Below are 17853 nucleotides of genomic sequence, written 5' to 3'. Positions count from 1 at the left end.
GTTGGTCCCAAGCAGGGGAGGGCCGCTAGTCAAAGGCCGCTGCGCCGCTTTGTGACTATGTCAGTCTAATTCAAGACGACGGCGGTCCAGATCGACATATCTCGGCGCGGCGTGGAAAGAAGTCAGCCAGTCGAGCGACCCTAGGTGTCCATGACCATCTCTTACACGCCTGACTGAGTGAGAAGCTCACCGGCAGACGTGCCTAGCACGCTCGCGATCCTAGCCAAGTTGAGCACTGTCAGATTGTGTTCGCCCCGCTCAATACCGCCGATGTAAGAGCGGTCCATATCTGTCGCAAGCGCCAAATCTTCTTGTGAAAACCCTTGGACCTTCCGAATAGCACGGACCGTCTTGCCAATGGATGCAAGTGCGGGGTTGCCAGAGTGTTTCGGTGAGGGTCTCGCCATGCGTCAATGGTCGCAATTTGACGGACGCGATACCACGGGATAGGATACCCAAAAAATGATCTTTTGCTGCTGCGGGCGTGGCCCGCGCGGTCCCTATGCGCGAGCTTCGGCGCGCAAAGTTCGGGGGGACGCCAGGCCGGCCCCGCTATCGCCTTGCCCCCCGCCGGTGGAGTGAATTTTTAGGAGAAACATCGATGTACCCAACCCTAATCACCGAGGAGCAACGTGCACAGCTACTCGCCAACGGCCACGCGTACGCAACCGGCCACGCCAGCGACCCGCTGCCTGTGGTGCGGCTGCTTACGCCTGACGCGCATGCGACCTGGCTACTGGCCGCGCTCGACCCCGCCGATGGTGACACCGCCTACGGTTTATGCGACGTGGGTATCGGCATGCCCGAACTGGGCCATGTGAAGCTGTCCGACCTGGCATCCATCGTTGGACCGCTCAAAAAGCCGATTCTTCGCGACCTGTACTTCCGGCCAAACCGATCGCTATCGGCATATGCGCAGCTCGCGCAGGTTGACGGTTCGATCCCCGACTGACCGAACCAGCCGGCCATTCCGGTAGGCGGGCCCGACAGCCCTCTGCTGCGCCTCATTGATTGATGCAGGGGCGTCGATTCCGCGAGTAACCAGCATGGAAAGACGGTGCGGCAACTGACCGCTTCCATGCGGGCGTGGCGCACCGAACGATGCCTGATCGGCATCGCTCACGCGCAACCAATGGGGTCTCGGTCTCAAAAGGACCGGCCCTGACCGAAGTCCATTGATCACTACCTAACGAGGACCGACCGTGAATCCACAACAGGAACCACCTGTGAATCCCCTGAGCGTACCTGGCGGCGTCTTACCCGCTCCGGTACGCACGCTGGCTGCTCGCGACTACAAGACCTTGGGTCTTGCCGCCCTCGGCGGCACGCTTGAATTCTATGACTTCGTCATCTACGTGTTCTTCGTCACGGTGCTGGGCGCGCTATTCTTCCCGCCCAACATGCCTGATTGGCTGCGACAACTGCAGGCGTTCGGCATTTTCGCCGCCGGCTATCTGGCACGCCCGCTGGGCGGCATCGTGATCGCCCACTTTGGTGACCGGCTTGGCCGCAAGCGCATGTTCACGCTGTCGATCTTGCTGATGGCAGCGCCCACGCTGATGATCGGACTGCTGCCCACCTACGCCAGCATCGGCGTCGCGGCGCCACTGTTGCTGCTGGCGATGCGCGTGCTGCAGGGCGCGGCCATCGGTGGCGAGATGCCCGGTGCCTGGGTGTTTGTCGGCGAACACATGCCGAGCCGGCATTACGGTTTCGGTATCGGCACGCTGACCTCGGGTATCACCGGCGGCATTTTGCTGGGTTCGCTCGTTGCCGTCGCCATCAATCGCCATTACTCGCCAGAGCAGGTGAGCGATTTCGCCTGGCGCATCCCCTTCATCCTGGGCGGCGTGTTTGGACTGGTATCGGTGTATCTGCGCCGGTTTCTGCACGAGACACCCGTGTTCCGCGAGTTGGCTAGCCGCAGCAATCTGGCGCGCGAACTGCCGATCCGCACCGTGCTGCGCGAGCACCGCTCGGCCAGCCTGTTCGTCGCATTGCTGACCTGGGTACTTTCTACCTCTATCGTCGTGGTGGTGCTGTACACGCCCGCCTACCTACAGAAGGTGCACCACATTCCCGCCGCGCTTGCGCTCGAGACCAATGCCTTCGCTACGCTCGCGCTGACCATCGGCTGCGTGATCGTCGGTTGGGCGAGCGACCGCATTGGCACGCGCGCCGTCATGCTGATCGGCTGGGGTGGCCTGTTCGTGACCGCTTACCTCTTCTACGACAGCCTGCCCGGCACGCCTGGCACGCTGTTCTGGCACTACGGACTACTGGGTCTGTTCGTCGGCACCATCGCCACTGTGCCGATTGCCGGCGTGCGTGCCTTTCCGGCACCGGTGCGGTTCACCGGTCTCTCGTTTGCCTACAACATGTCTTACGCAGTTTTTGGCGGCCTCACGCCGATGATTCTCACGCTGTGGCTGCAGCACGACGCAATGGCGCCGGCGCACTATGTGGCAGTGCTGGCCGCTGTCGGATTCTTGCTTGCGTTCTGGCCCCTCGCCAGGTGCGGCCATGCCATGCGCAATGGCGTGGCCAGCATGGCTGGCCACGTCAGTCGATAACGAAGGAGCAACGAAATGAATGCGACGGAAAACACGCCACCAGTACGCCTGCTGACTCCCGCCGAGCTGGCTGTCTGCATCAAGGTGTTCCGCGACGCCCGGCAATGGACGCAAGAGCAGCTAGCCGTGATCGCAGGACTCAACGTGCGAACCGTCCAGCGCGTCGAACAAGGCTGGCCCGCTGGCCCCGACATCTGCCGGGCGCTGGCCAGCGCGTTCGATTTCCTGGACATCGACGCGCTTAACAAGCCATTCGCGATTCCACCAGAAGACGAACTCAAGGCAGCGCAGGAACAGTTCGACCGGGAGCACGTCACCTTCGCGGCGATTCGGCTGACCACGGGTAAGCAGTTGGCGGAGCTGGCGCAGACCAGCACGATGGACATGTCGGAGCTGGCCTTCGAAATGGGCGGCGAAGCGGACAAACGCTTCGCCGCACTGATGGAATATTTCCGTAACTACCGCGATGCCCTGGACGCCTATACCGAAGCAGAGAAGCGCGAGGCGTCGGACACAATGCAAGCCAACATCGATGTGCTCAAGACCCTTGGCGTTTCGCTCTGCTATGCCGAGCGCCAAGTGCTGCTGAAGGGAAGCTCGGACCCGGACAGGCCAATGCCAGCTAACGTCCTGTACGTGATCGGATTTCCGCTCGGCAAGGAACCCAAGCTATTCGCCACGCCAGCTTCCATTGATATCCGTCTGTAGAAGGCTGAAGGGTCAAGATTCGCGCTTGCAAGCGCCGCTCCAAGCCCAACCATCCGAATCGCCCCAGGCATGGGGTTTGAGGAAGAAGGCAGACGCGCAGTGACAAACAGGTCGCCTGGTATTGAGCACGAGAGGTACAGCGTGCGCAGCCCATGAACTAGCCGAACTCTGCCAGCTATCCCCAGGGGATAGCTGGCACAGCCGGCCTTCCAACGGCTGGAACACGTAGCCTACCTAAAAGGCCTTTTATAACCTTTTAAAGGTAAGGGGAGTATGGAGTCCTGGGTCACCAGTGCTACTAGGGCGATGTGGAGCCACTCACCTGGCTGCTGGGTGTACCGGCCAGCCTGACGCCGGCTGGCGTGTAGCGGCTGGCACGATGGCGCACGGCTGTGTGCCGCCATCATTCCAACTCGCAACGTCAGGACGCCGCCACCTTGACCACCGATTTCTTCGCCCGCTTTGAAGCGGAATGCGTGCCGCGCATCGCCGCCGCGATTGGTCAGCATGACCGGCGCTTCCAACTCCACTCCCTGCCCGCCGAGGCCCCCGGCCGGCCGCCGCGCCTGCGCGTGACCGGGGAGGGTCCGCCGGACCTGCGGCGCCACCCTTATGCGCTGGATATCACGCTGGCGTGGGATGGGCTGGAGGTGCAGCGCTTGTTCGCGGGGGGTGGCGAGGTGCGCCTTGCCGGTTACCTGGCGGCGTTGCCGGCCAAACTGCGCGCCTGGCAGGAACCGCGCGGGATCGACTTCCGCTCGCTATCGCAGGCTGACCCGGCGATCCTGATCGGCGGGCTGGAATTCGAGCACTGAGCCTGGTGCACTGGCTCAGCCAGCCACCCGCAGCCGGCATACCGCGCTTTCCGTTTGCCCCGGCGCGATCCAGCGCAGCCCCTGGCCGTGGTGGATCGCGTCGGGCAGGCCTGCCCACGGTTCCACGCAATAGAAGTCAGAGGTTTCGTTTTCGGACCAGGTCGTCACGGCATGCCATGGCGCGCTGCCGGCGAGGTCGAGTTCGAACGTGACGCGGCGGTCTGGCATCGCCAGCGTGGCGGACGGGCTGTCGCGGAAGACGTGGAACGTGTCCTGCAGGCGTGGATCGTCCAGCCGGTACGTCGTCTCGCCTGGCTCTGCGGGCCCGGGTCTGCCATCGGGTAGCTGGCGCATGCGGTCCGTGCCCGGTAATGCCAGCGACGCGGCGGCACGTTGCGCGTGCGGCAGCGCGAAATAGAAATGGTGGCCGGGATAGCAGGGCAGGCGCTGCGTGCCGGTATTGGTGGTGCGCAGTGTGACCTCGAGGCCGTCGGGCAGCAAGCGGTAGATGGCGTCGAAGGCGAATGTAAAGGGGTAGCCGGCGCGCGTTGCATCGCTGTCGCGCAGCGTCATCGTGATCGCGCCTTGTGCGTCGATGGCGCTCACGTCGAAGGGCAGGTCGCGCGCAAAGCCGTGCTGCGCCAGCGTGTGCACCGTCCCTTGTCCGTCGCGCCACTGCCCGGGATTGCCATTGGCAAAATGCCGACCGATAAACGGAAACAGCAGCGGGTTGCCGCCGCGGACCTTGGCCGGGCGGGACCAGTCGGCGGCGTCCGGCCAGTAGAGGATGTCCTGTCCGCGGTGCACCCAGCGGACCAGCCGGCCGCCGTGTTGCGGGGCGAGCAGCAGGAACGTGTCGGCATCGCCGACCCGGACCAGTGGCTGGCCCTGGAAGTCTTGTGTCGGAAGCAATGGCATGTTGATCGTTGGTGCCGCGCCGTGCGCGTGCCGCCCGGCGCAGCTGCCATGATAAGCCAGGCCAGCGCGCTGCCGTCCTAGCTGCTGGTGTAGATGATGTTGCGCACCAGCGGGTACACCTGCGTCTCCCATCGCCTGCCGTTGAACACGCCATAGTGCCCGACTCCGGTCTGCACATGATGCATGCGCATGTAGGGGCTCAGGCTGGTGCACAGGTCTTGCGCCGCCACGGTCTGGCCGATGGCGCAGATATCGTCGCGCTCGCCCTCCACGGTCAGCAGGGCGGTGCGGTGGATGGCGCGCGTGCACACACGGCGACCGCTCACGTCAAGCAGGCCCTGGGCCAGCAGGAAGCGCTGGAATACCAGGCTGACGGTTTCCAGGTAGAACTCCGCGGTCAGGTCCATGGTGGCGAAGTACTCGATGTAGAAGTCGCGGATGGCGTCGGCCTTGTCGTGCTCGCCGCGCTCGCGCAGGGCGTAAAGCTCGCGCAGCGCCTGTTCGTGCCGCTCCGGGTTCATGCTCATGAAGGCCAGCAGCTGCACGTGGCCCGGGTAGACGCGCCGCATCGCGCCGGCAAAGCGCAGCGGCACCATGCCAATCAAGGTGCGCTCAAACCATTCGAGGGATTGGCTCATGGCCAGCACGTTGACCTTGGTCGGATTGACGCGCGCGTCGATGGGGCCGGCCATCAGCGTCAGGCTGGGCGGCTGGGCAGGGTCTTCGTCCTCGGCCATGAGTGCGGCCGCCGCCAGCGCTGCCACGGTTGGCTGGCAAATCGCCACCAGATGCGTGCCGCCGCCCAGCGTCTGCAGGAAGCCGATCAGGTGCTGCACGAATTCATCGAAGCCGAAGCGCCCGGCCAGCAGCGGAATGTCGCGGGGGTTGTGCCAGTCAGTGAGATAGACGTCGTGGTCGGCCAGCATGGTCTGGACCGTGCCGCGCAGCAGCGTGGCGAAGTGGCCGGACATCGGCGCCACCAGCAGCACGCGCGGCTGGCCGACGATGCCGTGGCGGCGGAAGTGCAGCAGCGAGCAGAACGGCGTGCGCGCGACGACTTCCTCGGTGACCGGCACCGGCTGTCCGCCGACGGTGGCGTGGTCGATGCCGAAGGCCGGCCGGTGGTGTGTGAGCCGCACCAGCGCGATGAGCTCGCAGGCGGCGCGCAGGCGGGGCACCGCATCGAAACCGCCGGACCTGGGATTTGCCGCCAGCGTCGCGGCAGCCAACTCCGCCAGCGTGCAGGCCGGCAGTATCATGTCCGCGTAGATCTGGTAAGCGTGGTACAGCATGGCTCGGCTCCCCGCTATTCTGGTACTTGCCAGCCGCAATATGTATGCCATCAGTTTAGACCTGGCACGCGCCTTGCGCTTTGTGCGGTGAGCGGGGCGGACGATGCCGCGCAAGTAGCGAGGCATGCGCCTGGCGCATGGGCGTGGCGCCGCTTCGCGGCGCATTGCGCGCAGCGGCTTCAGACTGGTGCCTGCCGGATGCACTGCATAGGTGCGCGGCCATGAGCGGCAACAAGCAGTAAAGGAGGCGCGATGTCCAAGACCACACTCACCATCAGCAGCAAGACCTATTCCTCATGGTCGCTGCGCGGCTGGCTGCTGGCGCGCTTTGCCGGCCTGGAATTCGAAGAAGTGGTGGTGCCGCCGGACGATGCCGCGGCGCGTGCGGAAATCCTGCTGCTGTCCCCGTCGATCCTGGTGCCGTGCCTGCGCCACCACGGCGTCACGGTGTGGGACACGCTGGCGATCGCCGAATACCTGAACGAAATCCACCCCAAGGCCGGCCTGCTGCCGGAAGACCGCGCCGCGCGTGCCCACTGCCGCGCCATCTGCGGCGAGATGCATTCCGGGTTTGCCGCGATGCGTTCGGCGCTGCCGATGAACCTGAAGGGGCATTTCCCCGGGATGAAGGTGTGGTCGCGTGCGCAGGCGGACATCGACCGCATCACGGCGATCTGGACCGAATGCCTGACGCGCTATGGCGGGCCTTACCTGTTCGGCACGCGCACCATGGCCGACGCCATGTACGCGCCGGTGGTGACGCGCTTTGTCACCTATGGCGTGATGCTCGATCCCGTGCCGGTTGCCTACTGCAAGCAGATCCTGTCGATGCCGGAACTTCAGGAGTGGATCGCGGCGGCGCGCGAGGAACCCGACGAAATCAGCGAACTCGATGTGGAGTTCTGATGTCCTCGCTGGCAACCGCCGCGGCCGCCGGCGTTACGCCGTGGCGGGGTCGGCCTGCCGTGCCTTCAGGAAGCGTTCGGCGTAGTCGAAGTACCAGTCGAGCGTGTCCGGGTTGGCCATCGCATCGCGGTTGGCGATGCCCTGTGGCGCATGGCCGAGCAGCAGCTTCTTGATCGGCACTTCCATCTTCTTGCCCGACAGCGTGCGCGGCACGCCGGGTGCCTGCACGATCTCGTTGGGCACGTGGCGCGAGGACAGCGCTTCGCGGATGCGCAGGCGCAGGGTGTCGCGCAGCGCATCATCCAGCACCAGGCCTTCGCGCAGCACCACAAACAGCGGCATGTAGGACTCGCGGCCCAGGTATTCCAGGTCGACCACCATGCTGTCGAGCACTTCCGGCAGGTCTTCCACCACGCGGTACAGCTCGCTGGTGCCCATGCGGATGCCGTGGCGGTTGATGGTGGCGTCCGAGCGCCCGTAGATCACCGCGCCGCCGCGCTTTGTGATCTTGATCCAGTCGCCATGCCGCCAGACGCCGGGATAGGTGTCGAAATAGCTGTCGCGATAGCGCTTGCCGTCGGCGTCGCCCCACAGGTAGAGCGGCATCGACGGCATCGGCTCGGTGCAGACCAGTTCGCCCACCGCGTCGAGCAGCGGCTGGCCGTTGTCGTCGAAGGCCTCCACTTTGGCGCCCAGGCAGCGGCATTGCATCTCGCCGGAATAGACCGGCAGCAGCGGGCAGCCGGCGACGAAGGAGCCGGCAAAGTCGGTGCCGCCCGACATCGGCACCAGCCAGATGTCTTCGCGCACATGGCGGTAGATCCAGTCGTAGGCCTCCACCGGCAGCGGCGAACCGGTCGAGCCGAGCCCGCGCAGGCGCGACACGTCGGCGATGCGTGCCGGTTCGATGCCGGCCTTCATGCAGTTGATGAAGAAGGCCGCGCCGGCGCCGAACAGCGTCACACCGGCGTCGTCGACAAAGCGCCACAGCACGCCCGCGTCGGGCCAGGCCGGGTTGCCGTCATACAGCGCGATGGTGGTGCCCAGCAGCAGCCCGGCCACCTGCGCGTTCCACATGATCCAGCCGCTGCTGCTGTACCAGTGGAAGACATCGTCCGTGCCCAGGTTGTTATGGAAGGCCATCAGCTTGAGCTGCTCGATGACGATGCCGCCATGGCCATGCACGATCGGCTTGGGCATGCCGGTGGTGCCGGACGAATAGACGATCCACAGCGGATGGTCGAACGGCACCGGCTCGATCGCCAGCGGCACGTCGTGCGCCAGCACCTCCTGCCAGGCATGCGCGCGCACGCCGGCAGGCGGCGCTGCAGGGCTGCCGATCTGCGGCACCAGCACCAGGTCGGTCAGCGAGGGCAGGGCGGCGATCAGGTCGGCAAGCACCGGGGTGCGGTCGTAGACCTTGCCGCCATAGCGGTAGCCGTCGACGGCGATCAGCACCTTGGGCCCGATCTGGCGGAAGCGGTCGATCACCGCCACCTGGCCCATGTCCGGCGCGCAGCCCGACCAGACCGCACCCAGGCTGGCCGTGGCCAGGAAGGCGACGATGGTGGCGGGGATATTGGGCAGGTAGCCGGCAACGCGGTCGCCGCGCTGCACGCCCATCTGGCGCAGCGCATGCGCCAGCGACGCCACCTGCGCTTGCAGCATGTCCCAGCTGACATCGGCCAGCGGCTGGGCCTCGCCGGCATGGCGGATCGCGGTGCGCTGGCGGGCGCTGCCCGCACCGGCGTGGCGGAATACCTGCTGCACGTAGTTCAGCGTGGCACCCTCGAACCAGCGCGCGCCCGGCATGGTGCGGCGGTCCAGCACCTGCGTGGCGGGCGTGTCGAAGCGTACGTCGAAATAGGCGCGCACGGCGTCCCAGAAGGCTTCCAGCTCGGTGACCGACCACTGCCAGAGGCTGTCGTAGTCGTCAAAGGCCAGGCCGCGCTCGGCCCGCAGCCAGTGCATGAAGCGCGCGACCTGGCTGCTGTCGCGGAACGCCGCGGAGGGCGTCCACATCAGGTTCCCTTCGGTCAGAGGGGCGGGGGTGCTCATGTCTCCTCCTCGGGCCCGTCTGTCGCGGGCATCGGATGGTGGCGATGGGTATGCCGGGCGCCTGTGGCGGCAGCTGGCATCAGCCTGCCATGATAACGGCCCTTAGGTTCAGTTGCCGGCCGGACGCTCGAACAGGCTTTCCCACATGGTGTCGACCTTCGCCTTGACCGCGGCATCCATGGAGATCGGCGTGCCCCATTCCCGCGTGGTCTCGCCCGGCCACTTGTCGGTCGCGTCGATGCCCATCTTGGAGCCCAGGCCCGACACCGGCGAGGCGAAGTCCAGATAATCGATCGGGGTGTTGTCGACCAGCACCGTGTCGCGGCTGGGATCGACCCGGGTGGTGATGGCCCAGATCACTTCCTTCCAGTCGCGCACGTCGACATCGTCATCGACCACCACGATGAACTTCGTATACATGAACTGCCGCAGGAAGCTCCACACGCCGAACATCACGCGCTTGGCATGGCCGGCGTACTGCTTCTTCATGCGCACCAGCGCCATGCGGTAGCTGCAGCCCTCGGGCGGCAGGTAGAAGTCGGTGATCTCCGGGAACTGCTTCTGCAGCAGCGGCACGAACACTTCGTTCAGCGCCACGCCCAGCACCGCCGGCTCGTCGGGCGGCTTGCCGGTGTAGGTGGAGTGGTAGATCGGGTCGCGCCGCATGGTGATGCGGTCGATGGTGAACACTGGGAACCAGTCCTGCTCGTTGTAATAGCCGGTGTGGTCGCCGAACGGGCCTTCCAGCGCATGCTGGTAGCCGGAGGGGTGGTTCGGGTCGGGCTGGATATGGCCTTCCAGCACGATTTCGGCAGAGGCCGGCACGCTCAGCTCGGACAGCGTCGGCGTGAGGCAGCCGGCCAGCGCCGTGCGGCTGCCGCGCAGCAGGCCGGCGAACTGGTACTCGGACAGCGTATCGGGCACCGGCGTCACCGCGCCCAGGATGGTGGCGGGGTCGGCGCCCAGCGCTACCGCGATCGGGAACGGCTTGCCGGGGTTGGCCAGCGCATGCTCGCGGAAATCGAGCGCGCCGCCGCGGTGCGCCAGCCAGCGCATGATGACCTGGTTGCGGCCGATCACCTGCTGGCGGTAGATGCCCAGGTTCTGGCGCTTCTTGTGCGGGCCCTTGGTCACCACCAGGCCCCAGGTGATCAGCGGCGCAGCGTCGCCGGGCCAGCAGGTCTGGATCGGCAGGCGCGCCAGGTCGACGTCGTTGCCCTCCCACACCACCTCCTGGCAGGCCGGGCTGCTGACGCGCTTTGGTGCCATATCCCACACAGATTTGGCCAGCGTGAACAGCTTGCCGGCCTCGCGCAAACCGCGCGGCGGCTCCGGTTCCTTCAGTGCTGACAAGACCCGGCCGATGTCGCGCAGGTCTTCCATCGATTCGGCGCCCATGCCAAGTGCGACTCTGTGTGTCGTGCCGAACAGATTGGCCAGTACGGGGACGCTATAGATACCGCCATCGGTGCTGGCTCCGGAAGGTTTCTCAAAAAGGACCGCGGGGCCTCCAGCGCGCAGCAGCCGGTCGCAGACTTCGGTCATTTCCAGGTTGGGCGCGACCGGCCGGGCGATGCGCCGTAGCTCGCCAATGCCTTCGAGTTGGCCGATGAAATCGCGCAAGTCTTTGTATTGCATAGTGAATTCTGTTGTGGTGCGGGGCGGGGGAAAGCGTCCGCAAGGCGGCGTCCAAGTCGGTGACGATACACATTCACCGGCGCCGCGGCAAAAAAATCATCAAAACCAAGCCGCGCAAATTGTAAGTTTTTTGTCACTGACAGCGTACTTTTCCGAGCGACCAGCCAAGGCCAGGCCTGCGTTTGCGGGCAATCGGGTGCTCCGATGCCGACATGGCAACCATTGTTACAAATAACTATAAGTAGTAGAAATCGAAGTTATTATTCTTGACGGGATATAACACCGTTCCTACAATCCGGTCTTGCTCCATGGAGTGTTGCGTCGCAACATGGATTTTCCCCCTGTGTCAAGGGGTGCACATCAAGTAAATGTGCCAGAAAGTCCCTCCAGCAAAGACCGATGGTCAGGCCCGAATGCAAGCGGGCCGGCCGGTCGCCTCCGGCGACTTGCCGGAGCGTAGTGAGTTTAGTCGTGGCAGGGTGCGCTCCCCCAGAGCGTAGCCTGTTTCCAGTTGGGCGCACGGGGAGCGCCTGCCAACAGATGCTTGGTCGTCACTGCTAGACGGCGCGGCATCCTTACTTGAGTACGTTGAGATCGGGCGCGTGCCGCAGTCGGGCGCGCGAAGCGGGCAACGGATGGAGGTAAGCATGAGCGGTTGGAAAACCCTTCATCTTCCCGGCATCGGGCGGGCCTTGCAGGTCCGTCTCCGACAGCCGGTACCCGGAGTGAGTCGGGCATTGCAGGTCCGTCTCGCGCATCCGGTCGCGGGCCGCGCGTTGCGCGGTGGCCGCACAACGCTGAAGTACGCCCTGAACAGCCTGGGCGTGGTCGCGGTCGTTTCGGCCGTGTCGCTGTCGCTGAGCCAGGAATGGCGCACCACGCTGGCCGCGCTGCTGGCGGGTGACGAAGCACCCGCGGTGCTGGTTGGCGCCGCCATGTCGGCCGCGCCTGCCGTGGCCAGCACTGCCGTGCCGCCGCATTCGGCGGACGTCGCTGCGGCCAAGCTTGCCTTTGGCAAGGGTGGCCTGCCGACCGTGTCGGGCGTGGACGAATGGAGCCTGGCGGCTGCCGCCAAGGTGCCGTCGGTCGCGCACCTGGCCGCGCAGATCCCGGTGACGCGCGTGGCGATGGATGCCCGCAGCACCAGCACGCTGGGCACCGCCCGCGAACAGGCGGCCGTGGCCGACTACATCGCCCGCAAGTACCGCGTGGCGGCCCAGGCCACCGCGCAACTGGTGAAGGCGGCCTACCTGACCGGCCGCGAGGTCGGTATCGACCCGCTGCTGATCCTGGGCGTGATCGCGATCGAGTCCAGCTTCAACCCGTACGCTGAAAGCGGCGTGGGTGCGCAGGGCCTGATGCAGGTCATGACCAAGGTCCACCAGGACAAGTACGAGGCCGTCGGCGGCGTTGCCGCGGCGCTGAACCCGTACGCCAATATCAAGATCGGCGCGCTGGTGCTCAAGGACTGCATCGCCCGCGCTGGCTCGATCGAAGGCGGCCTGAAGTACTACGTCGGTGCCACCACGGCCACCGATGGCGGCTACGGCGCCAAGGTGCTGGCCGAGCGCGCCCGCCTGCGCCAGCTGCTGGGCGTGCGCAACGCGCCCGCCAACGCCGAAAAGCCGGTCGAGGTCAAGGCCCCTGCCGAGCACCTGGCTCCGAGCGAGAAGCTGGAAGCGAACAACGGTCCGCACAACGCCTGAGCGCGGATCGCCAATCAGAAAAGCACCCCGCGGGGTGCTTTTCTTTTGCCTGCTTCAGCCGCGGCAGAGACCGGTCAGCGGAACAGCTTGCCGAGGCGCGCCATCGCCTCCTCGATGTTCTCGCGCGAGGTCGCGTACGAGATCCGGATGTAGTCCTTCGCCGTATGCGGGCCGAAATCCTGCCCCGGCACCATGACCACGCCCGCATCGTGCAGCATCGCCTGCGTCAGCCGGTCGGCATCGCCGGCGGCGGGGTGGTTGACGCCGCGGCAGTCGGCATAGACATAGAAGGCGCCGTCCGGGCGCACCGGCACGCGCAGGCCAAGTGTCTCCAGCGCTGGCACGATCAGGTCGCGGCGGCGGCGGAACTCGGCCTTGCGTTCGTCGTAAATCGCCAGGGCCTCGGGGGTGAAGCAGGCCAGCGCGGCGTACTGCGCCACGGCCGACGCGCAGATAAACAGGTTCTGCGCGACCTTCTCGAAGGCGTCCACCAGCGCCTCCGGCACCACCAGCCAGCCCAGGCGCCAGCCCGTCATGTTGAAGTACTTGGAGAAGCTGTTCACCGTGACCACGTTCTCGTCCAGGCTCAGTGCCGAGACCGGCGGGGCGTCATAGGACAGCCCCTGGTAGATCTCGTCGAGGATGGCAAAGCCGTTGCGCGCGCGCACGGCCTGCAGGATGCGGGCGAGCTCGTCGGGCAGGATCGAGGTGCCGGTCGGGTTGGAGGGCGATGCCAGCAGCACGCCGCGCGTTTGCTCGCCCCAGTTGGCCTCGACCTGCGCGGCGGTCAGTTGGAAGCGCTCGGCCGGGCCGCTCGGGATCATGCGCGCGGCGCCGTCGAAGGCGGCGACGAAGTGCCGGTTGCACGGGTAGCTGGGGTCGGGCATCAGCACCTCGGCACCGATCTCGACCAGCACCGCGCACGCCAGCAGCAGCGCGCCCGAGGCACCGGCCGTGACGATCACGCGCCGGGCCGGGATATCCAGCCCGTAGGCCGTCTTGTAATAGCCGGCGATGGCCTCGCGCAGCGGCTGGATGCCGAGCGCACCGGTGTACTGCGTGACGCCGCGGCGCATGGCGGCTTCGGCCGCGCGCACCACCGGCTCGGCGGCGGTGAAGTCCGGCTCGCCGATGCCCATGTGCACAATGTGGCGGCCGGCGCGCTCCAGCGCGGCGGCCTGCTTGGCCAGCTCCATCACGTGGAAGGCGTCGATATTGGCGAGGCGGGAGGCGGTGGCCAGGTGCTGCGTGTCCATGGTGGTCCGGGACGGGCCTGGGGCCCGTTCAGCAAGAGGGTGGGTAGGAATGAAAACACCCGCCGGGGCGGGTGTCGTCTGCATCATTGCCGGCGCAAGCCAGCCGTGATGGCGTGGGCCGGCCCGCGGGCGGCTCGGTTGGCAACTCAGCGGCGCGCCGCGACCTCGGCCGCGCGCACCTGGGCGGCAAGCTTGTCCAGCACGCCGTTCACGTACTTGTAGCCCTCGACGCCGCCAAAGGTCTTGGTCAGCTCGACGGCTTCATTGATCACGACCTTGTACGGGATGTCGAGGCAGTGCACCAGCTCATAGCTGCCGACCAGCAGGGCGGCACGCTCCACCGGCGACAGCTCGTTCACGGTGCGGTCCAGGAAGGGCTCGAACGCGGCGGTCAGGCGGGCTTCTTCGCGCACCGCGCCGTTGAGCAGCGCGTCGAAGTGCTCGCGGTCGGCTTTGTTGAAGCCTTGCGCATCATGCAGGTGGGCCTGGATTGCGCCGATGTCGTTGCGGTTCAGCAGCCACTGGTACAGGCCCTGCAGCGCCAGCTCGCGCGAGCGGCGGCGCGCGCTCTTGGGCGGCGCCTTGGCCTCGGTGCGGGCCGCGGCGGGCTTGCCGCCGGCTGCCTTGCCGCCGTCGTTGTCGGGGGTGTTCGACGTATCACTCATCGTCGTCCTCGTCTTCATCTTCCTGGCCACGCAGCGAATCGAGCGCGACGACCAGGTTGGCCATCTCCACCGCGGCGCGGGCGCAGTCGCGGCCTTTCTCGCGGGTGCGGGCGTGGGCCTGCTCGTCGGTATCCACGGTCAGGATGCCATTGGCGATCGGCACATTGAAGTCCAGGCCGACGCGGGTGATGCCGGCGCCCGACTCGTTCGAGACCAGCTCGAAGTGGTAGGTCTCGCCGCGCACCACGGCGCCCAGTGCGACCAGGGCGTCGAACTGGCCGCTCTCGCACATCTTCTGCAGCGCCAGCGGGATTTCCAGCGCGCCGGGGACGGTCACCACCAGGGTGTCTTCGCCCTCGACGCCGAGCTTTTCCAGCTCGGCCACGCAGGCTTCGAGCAGCTCGGCGCAGACCGGCTCGTTGAAGCGGGCCTGCACGATGCCGATACGCAGGCCTTCACCGTCGAGGTTGCTGGGGTAGAAGCCGTGATCCATTGTTCAGTTCTCCAGTTTTCGGGGCGGCAACGGCGCTGGTGCGCGCTGCCGGGGTGTTCGGGTGGCGCAGGCTCAGTCGGCCTGGCCGTTCATGGGTTGGTAGCCGGTGACTTCGAGGTCGAAGCCGGTCATGCTGGGCATGCGCTGCGGCGACGCCAGCACGCGCATCCTGCCCACCCCGACGTCCTTCAGGATCTGCGCGCCCATGCCGTAGGTGCGCAGGTCCGGCTTGCGGCGCGGGCGCGACTGCGGCGCGTCCAGCGCGCTGAACTGCGTGAACAGCTGGTCGGCCGAGTCGCCGCAGTTCAGCAGCACCACCACGCCATTATCGGCGCCGGCGATGGCTTCCAGCGCGGCGGGGATGCTCCACGAGTGCGTGGTGCGCTTCACTTCCAGCAGGTCCAGCACCGAGAAGGGCTCGTGCACGCGCACCAGCGTTTCCTGGTCCGGCGCGGGCGAACCCTTGACCAGCGCCAGGTGCGCCTGGCCGGTGGGCTTGTCGCGGTAGGCGATGCTGCGGAAGGTGCCGTAGGGGGTCTGCATGTCGCGCTCGCCCACACGCTCGATAATGCTCTCAGTGCGGCTGCGGTAGTGGATCAGGTCGGCAATGGTGCCGATCTTCAGGTCATGTTCCTGCGCGAACTCGATCAGGTCCGGCAGGCGCGCCATGGTGCCGTCGTCCTTCATGATCTCGCAGATCACGGCCGCTGGCGTCAGGCCTGCCAGCGCGCCCAGGTCGCAGCCGGCCTCGGTATGGCCGGCGCGGATCAGCACACCGCCGGGCTGGGCCGTCAGCGGGAAGATATGGCCGGGCTGGACCAGGTCGGCCGACTTGGCATCGCGGGCGACGGCGGCCTGCACGGTGCGGGCGCGGTCGGCGGCGGAAATGCCAGTGGTCACGCCTTCGGCGGCCTCGATCGACACGGTGAAGTTGGTGCCGTGCTGGGTGCCGTTGCGGCTGACCATCGGGTGCAGGTCCAGCTGGCGGCAGCGCTCGGCGGTCAGGGTCAGGCAGATCAGCCCGCGGCCGTGCTTGGCCATGAAATTGATAGCTTCCGGTGTGACGAAATCGGCAGCCAGCACCAGGTCGCCTTCATTCTCGCGGTCTTCCTCATCGACGAGGATGACCATGCGGCCGGCGCGGATGTCGGCAATGATGTCTTCGGTACGGGCGATTTTCATGGCGTGCTGAACGGCAAATTGGGGCGAATCGAGCGAAAAACCGGCGAATAGCTGGGGCAGGAACCATGGCCGCGGTTGAAAGCGGCCGGACTGAGGCGGGGCGTCGGGCCGGGCCGGCTAGGCCATATACGCCCGGCAGGTCGCCCAGTCAAGCCGGGTATTGTACGCCAAGGCAGGCAATGCGGGAGGCGACGGCACCGGAAAGTACGGCGCCTGCCTGAAGCGGGTGAGGAGTGCGGTGCTGCATGGGCCGCCCCGTTGCCGGCAGGGCGCCGGCGCCAGGCTCGGCGGGGGCCTATGCGGCGACGGCCAGCGGTGTGGCGTCGTGGCCTGCGGTGCGCAGCCAGTGAGGAGTGCGGTGCTGCATGGGCCGCCCCGTTGCCGGCAGGGCGCCGGCGCCAGGCTCGGCGGGGGCCTATGCGGCGACGGCCAGCGGTGTGGCGTCGTGGCCTGCGGTGCGCAGCCGCGAGGTCCTGGCGATGCGCGCCCTGGCCGCGCGGGTCGCGTCAGCCAGCGCGAGCTCGCGCGTGAGGAAGCCGGCGTTGGGCTTGGTGAACCTGGCATGCGCGTCCAGCGCATAGGCCCATTCCCACTTGCCGAAGGTGACCTCGGCCAGTGTCACGACGACGTGGCAATGCTGATAGAAAAAACTCTCGCTCATGCTTGTTTCCTTTGTGGGACAGCACGCTGGCCATGGCCTGAAAGCCATGCGGGCCAGTGGCGGTCCGTCAGCCAGCCGCGCAGGTGCAGCCGGCTATGCTGTGTGTCGATGGCGGCGGCGCCGGCATCCTGGGCGATCTCGCAGAGCCGCCCCTTTGCGTGCGGGTCGCACGCGCAGATCATCATCAGCTGGCCTGCCGTCATTTGCCGCTTCTGCCGCCTCAGGCCGGCGCGCATGACCCGGGCACCGATCACGCTGCCCAGCCACCGGCCGATCACGGCGCCAAGCGCCATGCCGCCGAGGTAGGCCATGAAGCCCGCGGCCGCGTTGGCCGGCGTGCCGTAGCGGAACACGATCCAGGCCACCAGCAGTGCGCCGGCGACCAGGCCGGCCGCCGCGACTTCATTGCGATAGGTGATCTGCGCCGCGTGGGGCGAGGGCAGGCCTTCGGCCGGCTGGTCGTCGCGCAGGAAGAACCAAGGGCCGTCGATGCGTGCGAGAGTCGCGGCCAGCTCGCCAAGCTGCGCGTGCGCGCGCCTTGCCGCGGCAATGTCGTTCAGCCGGAAATACAGTAGGGTGAGCATGGTGATGCCTCGCTTGATGTCAGGTCCATTTGCCGCTGGACCACGGAAAGCCTGCGAAACGCCGGGCGCCGGGGCGCCGGAATGTCTTCGCCAGGGGTGAGGACGGTGGCTGCAGCCGCGGCCATCCGTCGCCCACGGCCTGGTCCCAGTCGATCAGCAGCGTGACGGCACGGTGCAGGTGGGTCGCGGCCAGGCGCACAAAGCCAAGGCGCGCGCGCATCGGCGCAGTGGGATGCCGGTCACGCAGCAGGCGCGTGGCCGGAAGTCGCTGATACAGGATTCTGGCGGTGGGATCGGGCACAGTGAGTTCCTTCATGGGTGCCGGGCAGCAATCCGGCCGGCAATCGAAAGCAACGGCGGGGGCGCCAGCTCGCGGACGAGCGCGCGGCGCGGCGGGC

General features: G+C 66.7%; 18 protein-coding genes. 6 read left to right on the top strand and 12 right to left on the bottom strand.

The window, feature by feature from the left end:
- Positions 1-161: 161 nt before the first annotated feature.
- A complete protein-coding gene (locus CNE_RS13480) occupies positions 162-407 on the bottom strand; it encodes a helix-turn-helix domain-containing protein (protein WP_041228056.1) in 246 nt (81 codons plus the stop codon).
- 194 nt (positions 408-601) lie between these two features.
- Here CNE_RS13480 and CNE_RS13475 point away from each other — a divergent pair, with 194 nt between their 5' ends.
- The 4 genes from CNE_RS13475 (at position 602) to CNE_RS13460 (ending at position 4096) form a co-directional block, all read left to right on the top strand.
- Positions 602-952: a DUF2958 domain-containing protein gene (locus CNE_RS13475; RefSeq protein ID WP_013957657.1), complete on the top strand. Its 351-nt coding sequence runs from the start codon at positions 602-604 to the stop codon at positions 950-952.
- A gap of 274 nt (positions 953-1226) precedes the next feature.
- Positions 1227-2573, top strand: coding sequence for an MFS transporter (locus CNE_RS13470; RefSeq protein WP_049800572.1), 1347 nt, complete (start codon positions 1227-1229; stop codon positions 2571-2573).
- Between the two features lie 15 nt (positions 2574-2588).
- Positions 2589-3281 carry a helix-turn-helix domain-containing protein gene (locus CNE_RS13465; protein ID WP_013957655.1) on the top strand — a complete coding sequence of 231 codons (693 nt, stop codon included), beginning with the start codon at positions 2589-2591 and terminating at the stop codon, positions 3279-3281.
- Positions 3282-3718: 437 nt separating this feature from the next.
- Positions 3719-4096 carry a DUF5594 family protein gene (locus tag CNE_RS13460; RefSeq protein ID WP_013957654.1) on the top strand — a complete coding sequence of 126 codons (378 nt, stop codon included), beginning with the start codon at positions 3719-3721 and terminating at the stop codon, positions 4094-4096.
- 15 nt (positions 4097-4111) lie between these two features.
- Here CNE_RS13460 and CNE_RS13455 read toward each other — a convergent pair whose 3' ends face one another.
- Positions 4112-5014, bottom strand: a complete 903-nt coding sequence (locus CNE_RS13455) for an aldose epimerase family protein (RefSeq protein WP_013957653.1) — start codon at positions 5012-5014, stop codon at positions 4112-4114.
- A gap of 77 nt (positions 5015-5091) precedes the next feature.
- Positions 5092-6306: a polyhydroxyalkanoate depolymerase gene (locus CNE_RS13450; RefSeq protein ID WP_013957652.1), complete on the bottom strand. Its 1215-nt coding sequence runs from the start codon at positions 6304-6306 to the stop codon at positions 5092-5094.
- Between the two features lie 252 nt (positions 6307-6558).
- Between CNE_RS13450 and CNE_RS13445 the strand changes: the two genes are divergently transcribed.
- The gene (locus CNE_RS13445) at positions 6559-7212 is read left to right on the top strand and encodes a glutathione S-transferase family protein (RefSeq protein ID WP_013957651.1); all 654 of its coding nucleotides are present in this window, start codon (positions 6559-6561) and stop codon (positions 7210-7212) included.
- A 33-nt stretch (positions 7213-7245) separates the two neighbouring features.
- On the opposite strand, the gene CNE_RS13440 is transcribed toward CNE_RS13445, so the two are convergent.
- Entirely contained in the window at positions 7246-9270 is a 2025-nt protein-coding gene (locus CNE_RS13440; protein WP_013957650.1) for an acetoacetate--CoA ligase, read from the bottom strand.
- A 108-nt stretch (positions 9271-9378) separates the two neighbouring features.
- On the bottom strand, positions 9379-10908 hold the full coding sequence (gene ubiD, locus CNE_RS13435; protein ID WP_013957649.1) for a 4-hydroxy-3-polyprenylbenzoate decarboxylase: 1530 nt from the start codon (positions 10906-10908) through the stop codon (positions 9379-9381).
- Positions 10909-11555: 647 nt separating this feature from the next.
- On the opposite strand from ubiD, the gene CNE_RS13430 reads away from it, so the two are divergent.
- On the top strand, positions 11556-12614 hold the full coding sequence (locus CNE_RS13430) for a lytic transglycosylase domain-containing protein (protein ID WP_013957648.1): 1059 nt from the start codon (positions 11556-11558) through the stop codon (positions 12612-12614).
- 74 nt (positions 12615-12688) lie between these two features.
- On the opposite strand, the gene CNE_RS13425 is transcribed toward CNE_RS13430, so the two are convergent.
- The 7 genes from CNE_RS13425 to CNE_RS13395 form a co-directional block, all read right to left on the bottom strand.
- Positions 12689-13870: a pyridoxal phosphate-dependent aminotransferase gene (locus tag CNE_RS13425; RefSeq protein WP_013957647.1), complete on the bottom strand. Its 1182-nt coding sequence runs from the start codon at positions 13868-13870 to the stop codon at positions 12689-12691.
- Positions 13871-14016: 146 nt separating this feature from the next.
- Complete coding sequence (nusB, locus tag CNE_RS13420; protein ID WP_013957646.1) at positions 14017-14535, bottom strand: transcription antitermination factor NusB; 519 nt, start codon at positions 14533-14535, stop codon at positions 14017-14019.
- Positions 14528-15028, bottom strand: coding sequence for a 6,7-dimethyl-8-ribityllumazine synthase (ribH, locus tag CNE_RS13415; protein ID WP_013957645.1), 501 nt, complete (start codon positions 15026-15028; stop codon positions 14528-14530). Before ribH ends, nusB begins: the two co-directional genes overlap by 8 nt.
- 72 nt (positions 15029-15100) lie before the next feature.
- Entirely contained in the window at positions 15101-16210 is a 1110-nt protein-coding gene (gene ribBA, locus CNE_RS13410) for a bifunctional 3,4-dihydroxy-2-butanone-4-phosphate synthase/GTP cyclohydrolase II (RefSeq protein WP_013957644.1), read from the bottom strand.
- Positions 16211-16625: 415 nt separating this feature from the next.
- Positions 16626-16871 (bottom strand): hypothetical protein, encoded by a 246-nt coding sequence (locus CNE_RS13405; RefSeq protein WP_013957643.1) that lies wholly within the window; start codon positions 16869-16871, stop codon positions 16626-16628.
- Positions 16868-17455, bottom strand: a complete 588-nt coding sequence (locus CNE_RS13400; RefSeq protein ID WP_013957642.1) for a hypothetical protein — start codon at positions 17453-17455, stop codon at positions 16868-16870. The genes CNE_RS13405 and CNE_RS13400 overlap by 4 nt, the downstream gene beginning before the upstream one ends.
- A 19-nt stretch (positions 17456-17474) precedes the next feature.
- Positions 17475-17771: a hypothetical protein gene (locus tag CNE_RS13395; RefSeq protein ID WP_013957641.1), complete on the bottom strand. Its 297-nt coding sequence runs from the start codon at positions 17769-17771 to the stop codon at positions 17475-17477.
- Positions 17772-17853: the final 82 nt, after the last annotated feature.

This window comes from Cupriavidus necator N-1 (genome assembly GCF_000219215.1).
GTDB lineage: Bacteria > Pseudomonadota > Gammaproteobacteria > Burkholderiales > Burkholderiaceae > Cupriavidus > Cupriavidus necator.
The sequence above is the reverse complement of the archived record's forward strand: the minus strand, read 5'-3'. Positions and strand labels throughout refer to the sequence as shown.

Bases quoted from the DNA above. Each gene is read 5' to 3' on its own strand.
- CNE_RS13425 (WP_013957647.1), bottom strand. From the start codon at position 13,870: ATGGACACGCAGCACCTGGCCACCGCCTCCCGCCTCGCCAATATCGAC.
- CNE_RS13450 (WP_013957652.1), bottom strand. From the start codon at position 6,306: ATGCTGTACCACGCTTACCAGATCTACGCGGACATGATACTGCCGGCC.
- CNE_RS13480 (WP_041228056.1), bottom strand. From the start codon at position 407: ATGGCGAGACCCTCACCGAAACACTCTGGCAACCCCGCACTTGCATCC.
- ubiD (WP_013957649.1), bottom strand. From the start codon at position 10,908: ATGCAATACAAAGACTTGCGCGATTTCATCGGCCAACTCGAAGGCATT.
- CNE_RS13430 (WP_013957648.1), top strand. From the start codon at position 11,556: ATGAGCGGTTGGAAAACCCTTCATCTTCCCGGCATCGGGCGGGCCTTG.
- CNE_RS13455 (WP_013957653.1), bottom strand. From the start codon at position 5,014: ATGCCATTGCTTCCGACACAAGACTTCCAGGGCCAGCCACTGGTCCGG.
- ribBA (WP_013957644.1), bottom strand. From the start codon at position 16,210: ATGAAAATCGCCCGTACCGAAGACATCATTGCCGACATCCGCGCCGGC.
- CNE_RS13405 (WP_013957643.1), bottom strand. From the start codon at position 16,871: ATGAGCGAGAGTTTTTTCTATCAGCATTGCCACGTCGTCGTGACACTG.
- CNE_RS13395 (WP_013957641.1), bottom strand. From the start codon at position 17,771: ATGAAGGAACTCACTGTGCCCGATCCCACCGCCAGAATCCTGTATCAG.
- nusB (WP_013957646.1), bottom strand. From the start codon at position 14,535: ATGAGTGATACGTCGAACACCCCCGACAACGACGGCGGCAAGGCAGCC.
- CNE_RS13475 (WP_013957657.1), top strand. From the start codon at position 602: ATGTACCCAACCCTAATCACCGAGGAGCAACGTGCACAGCTACTCGCC.
- CNE_RS13445 (WP_013957651.1), top strand. From the start codon at position 6,559: ATGTCCAAGACCACACTCACCATCAGCAGCAAGACCTATTCCTCATGG.
- CNE_RS13400 (WP_013957642.1), bottom strand. From the start codon at position 17,455: ATGCTCACCCTACTGTATTTCCGGCTGAACGACATTGCCGCGGCAAGG.
- CNE_RS13465 (WP_013957655.1), top strand. From the start codon at position 2,589: ATGAATGCGACGGAAAACACGCCACCAGTACGCCTGCTGACTCCCGCC.
- CNE_RS13440 (WP_013957650.1), bottom strand. From the start codon at position 9,270: ATGAGCACCCCCGCCCCTCTGACCGAAGGGAACCTGATGTGGACGCCC.
- ribH (WP_013957645.1), bottom strand. From the start codon at position 15,028: ATGGATCACGGCTTCTACCCCAGCAACCTCGACGGTGAAGGCCTGCGT.